This is a genomic window from Actinomycetota bacterium (assembly GCA_040905475.1).
Taxonomy (GTDB): Bacteria; Actinomycetota; AC-67; order AC-67; family AC-67; genus DATFGK01.
On sequence record JBBDRM010000118.1, the window covers coordinates 1 to 3,811 of the forward strand.

The window sequence follows — 3,811 nt, forward strand, 5'->3', positions numbered from 1 at the left end:
CCCCCCCCCCCCCCCAACTCGAAGTCTCTGTGGGTCAGGCCGCCGGACGCGTGCGTCCACAGGGTCAACGTCACCTCGTTCCAGTGGATCGCGACGTCGGGATGGTGGTTCATCGCCTCGGCCGGCTCCGCGATCCGATTCACGAACGCGAGCGCCTCCGCGAAGTCTTCGAACTCCAATCGTTTGACGATCGTGTCGCCGTCACGCCTCCAGCCTTCAAGTGCAGCAAGCTCGAGCTCGATCGAGTCGGGGTCGAGGAGAGGTGCCTTAGGCATGCCGGCATCTTACGCGCCGGGACCCTAGGCACTCGCGGAGGTGACTGTCATGTCTGTCATGTCTGTCACCTCCGGGGGCGCTGCGGTAGGCTCGCGCTCCGATGACGAGCATCACGCTGGACGGACGCTCGATCGCGTTCGACGACGTCGGCGCGGGCGATCCGATCGTCTGGCTGCAAGGCACCGGCGAGTCACGGCAGGGCTTCGTCGTCCAGGTTGATCGGTTCTCCGAGACCCATAGATGCGTCGCGATCGACCACCGCGACTCAGGCGAGTCGTCGTACGTCGACGAGCCCTACACGCCGGCCGATCTGGCCGCCGACGCTGCCGCGGTCATGGATCACCTGGCGCTCGGCGCGTCGCACGTGCTGGGCTACTCGCTGGGGGGCGCCGCCGCGCAGGAGCTCGCGATCGGGCGGCCGGATCTTGTCCGGTCGCTGATCCTGGTGGCGACGTGGGCGCGTTCCGACGAATGGTTCAAGGCCGAGATGCGCAACTGGCAGGCCATCCGCCGGCAGTACTGGGACGACGAGGACGCGTTCCTCGACGCCTTCGGCCCGTGGGCGTGGTCGCCGGCGACCTACGCGAAGCCGGGTCTCGTCGAGGGGTTCCATCAGGCGATGCTCGCCGAGGAGCCGCAGCAGCGGCCCGACGGCTGGATCCGACAGTGCGACGCCGACATCGCGCACGACGCCGCCGACCGGCTCGGCTCGGTAACCGTTCCTGCGCTCGTGATCGTCGGCGAGGACGACATCTGCACTCCGCCGCGATACGCGCGCGAGCTCTGCGCCCTGCTTCCCAACGCCGAGCTGATCGCGATCCCCAACGCGGGTCACGGAGCGTACGCGGAGACGCCGGCGATCTTCATCGAAGCGGTGGCCGCGTTCCTAGCCAAACACTAGCTCTCGATCACCGGCGGCGACTTCGGTGGCGGGTTCTCTCGCGCCCGCGGAGGCAGCTCAGCGCAGCGCGTCCGCCGCCACACGACACCGTGCTTCATCCAGTGTCCGGCCGACGCGGGCGAATCCCTCGGCCGCCTCGCGGAACAAGGCCGCCGCCTGATCTTCCTCTCCCTCGGCCCGTCGCAACTCGCCTCGCGCTTCCCACACGGCCGCGAGCCATGGGCCACCTTGCCACATCCCGGCAAGACGCTCGGCGTCCTCCAGGTACTTCGCCGCACGATCCCGATCGCCCGCGCGGGCGGAAGCCGTCGTGGCGGCGACGCGGAACGGCATCGAGCACGGCTCGCAGACCTCCCGGCGAGCGAGAGCGACCTCCGCGTCTTTCACCACCTCGAGGGCGCGCTTCGGGTCGGCTGCCGCTTGAACCATCGCGCCGAGCACTCGGACCAGCAGGTGTGAAACCAGCGTCGATCGTTCCGCCAGCCGTCGCGCCTTCGAAAGCAGCTTGATCGCGCGCGATCGCTGCGCACGGGCGATCGCCGATTCGGCGAGTCGCGCCGTTGCCAACGACTGTCCGGACACATGCCCTGCGTCCTCATTCAGGTCCGCTGCGCGCTTCAACTGGCGCTCCGCTTCGTCGAGCCGTCCCGACAGCAACGCGGCTTCGCCGAGCATGAGCGTGGCGACGGCGCGCCCGTGGATGGATCCCGCTTCCTCGGCGACGGACAGTAACTCGTTGGCGAACGGGACGACATCCTCGTGCCCCGCCGGGTCGTACAGCGAGAACTCCGCGAAACAGAGGTGCGCGTCGAGCACGAACGAGGCGAGCTCGGGAGCCCGGCCGACCGAGTCCTGGAACTCGATTCGGAACAAGTCGCGCCAGCGTCCCTGCGCGTGAGCGACGAGTCCGAGCAGCGCGCTCGCCTCCCCGAGCTCGCGACCCAGCCCGGCCTCGATCGCGAGCGTGCGCGCCTCTTGCGCGTTCCGTTCGGCCAAATCGAGATGGCGCCGGTTCCAGTGCACCAGCCCCCGCGCGAGCAGCCCGCGCGCTCGTTCCTGCGGCGTCGGCGGCTCGTGCCCTTCCATGGCGAGAACCTTTTCGTACAGCTCGACCGATGCGGCGTCGGGCGATACGCCGAGCTCCTCACGCAGCGCGTCCCTCAACCGCTCGAACTGACGGATCGCCGCTTGGCGGTTGCCCGCCTCAAGCTCTGCGCGCATGAGCTCGCGGTGAGCCTGCTCGTCAGCGGGATCCACATCGATGACTCGCTCCCACATCCCCGCACGGCGCAGGAGCCGGAGGTAAGAGAGCCGGGCGCGATCACGAGGAGTCGACGCCCATGTCGCGTACGGATCCTCCGGCAAGAGTTCCCCGCGGTAAAGCGAAACCGCGGCCGTCGGGATCGCAGGGTCCTCGGCCGAGATCGCGCTGGTGGCCGCCTCCTCGAAGCGGTCGAGGTCCACGGAGAGCCGGCCCTGGGGCCACAGTTGGAGCATCGATCCCTCCGTCGCCACTGCGGCCTCAGAGCCGAGCGCCCGCCGGGCGTAGTGCACCGCCTTCCTCAGGTTTGCCCCGGCGGCATCGGAAGCCATATCCGGCCAAAGGGCTTCCATGACCTGCTCCCGGTGGAGGCGATGCCGGGGCGCCAGTGCCAGGAGCTTCACGAGGTCGGCTCCCCGTCGGTGCCGCCAGGCGTCGTCGGGCACGGATCTGCCGTCCACCGCGACAAGGAATCCCCCGAGGACGCGGACCGTGCAGACAGCGGTCATCGCTCCGACCTTAACCCCGCTCCGGGGCTCGGTCGAGGTATCCGCCCGTTTTCCGAGCAGGAACGGCCGAGGAACGGCGCGGCCCTAACGTGCCGGTGGGATCGATCGCCGGCGTCCGCCGGCCCGACCGAGGAGGAGGAGAGGACATGAGCGATCAGTACATCGCCGCGTACTGGAAGGTGAAGCCCGGAAACGAAGACGAGTTCGTCAAGCGCTGGAAGGATTTCACGGGCTGGGCGACCCAGAACGCGTCCGGGGCCAAGTCGTTCACGCTGCTTCACAACATGGCCGATCCGCTCTACTTCATCTCGTACGGTACCTGGACCGACCGCGACTCGATCCACGCGTGGTGGGAGCTGCCGGGCTTTATGGAGCGGTTCGAGAGCGTGAAAGAGCTCTGTGAGGACCACGTCGGCGCGGAGCACACGATGGAGGCTCTGCTCACGCCGGTTGCCTGAACGGCTCCCTAGGCGTCCCGGGGCGTGTGGCTATGGCGCTCCGGGACGCTTTCCTTCTTCCGGCTCCCCGGCGTGACCGTATCGGCGTCAGCCGGAGTGAACGACCTCGCCTGCGATCGAGGTGACCGTTGAGGCGATCCCGTCGATCGCTTGAAGCTCGTCGCGCAAGACGGCCGCCACCTCGTCCACTGAGTTGCGGCCGAACTCGAGCAACAGATCGAAGCTCCCCGCGACCAGCACAGCGCCGACGAATCCGGGGATCGATCCCACTGCCTCGAGTACCTCGTCGCCGCGCCCCCGCTCGACTTTCACGCGTACGAACGCGACGACCGGCGGAAGGTCGGGCGACATCGGGATCGGACGCAGGAGCGGGCGGAGCGCGATGGCGGTGTCGGTCTTGGGGGAT

Annotated in this window: 5 protein-coding genes; 2 read left to right on the plus strand and 3 right to left on the minus strand. The window is 68.6% G+C overall.

Annotated elements, in window-relative coordinates; translation table 11 throughout:
• Nucleotides 1-275 (minus strand): 4a-hydroxytetrahydrobiopterin dehydratase (locus WEB06_14285; GenBank protein MEX2556781.1); only part of this gene is annotated, 275 nt, incomplete at its 3' end.
• A 101-nt stretch (nucleotides 276-376) separates the two neighbouring features.
• Here WEB06_14285 and WEB06_14290 point away from each other — a divergent pair.
• A complete protein-coding gene (locus WEB06_14290) occupies nucleotides 377-1,177 on the plus strand; it encodes an alpha/beta hydrolase (protein ID MEX2556782.1) in 801 nt (266 codons plus the stop codon).
• A 57-nt stretch (nucleotides 1,178-1,234) separates the two neighbouring features.
• Here the strand turns inward: WEB06_14290 and WEB06_14295 are convergent, their stop codons facing one another.
• Nucleotides 1,235-2,947 (minus strand): BTAD domain-containing putative transcriptional regulator, encoded by a 1,713-nt coding sequence (locus WEB06_14295; GenBank protein MEX2556783.1) that lies wholly within the window; start codon nucleotides 2,945-2,947, stop codon nucleotides 1,235-1,237.
• A 146-nt stretch (nucleotides 2,948-3,093) separates the two neighbouring features.
• On the opposite strand from WEB06_14295, the gene WEB06_14300 reads away from it, so the two are divergent.
• Nucleotides 3,094-3,405, plus strand: coding sequence for an antibiotic biosynthesis monooxygenase family protein (locus tag WEB06_14300; GenBank protein MEX2556784.1), 312 nt, complete (start codon nucleotides 3,094-3,096; stop codon nucleotides 3,403-3,405).
• Between the two features lie 87 nt (nucleotides 3,406-3,492).
• Here the strand turns inward: WEB06_14300 and WEB06_14305 are convergent.
• On the minus strand, nucleotides 3,493-3,811 hold a 319-nt coding region (locus WEB06_14305; protein ID MEX2556785.1), incomplete at its 5' end, for an Lrp/AsnC ligand binding domain-containing protein.

Excerpts from the sequence above, each read along its gene's own strand:
- WEB06_14290 (MEX2556782.1), top strand. The coding sequence starts at position 377 with ATGACGAGCATCACGCTGGACGGACGCTCGATCGCGTTCGACGACGTC.
- WEB06_14295 (MEX2556783.1), bottom strand. The coding sequence starts at position 2,947 with ATGACCGCTGTCTGCACGGTCCGCGTCCTCGGGGGATTCCTTGTCGCG.
- WEB06_14300 (MEX2556784.1), top strand. The coding sequence starts at position 3,094 with ATGAGCGATCAGTACATCGCCGCGTACTGGAAGGTGAAGCCCGGAAAC.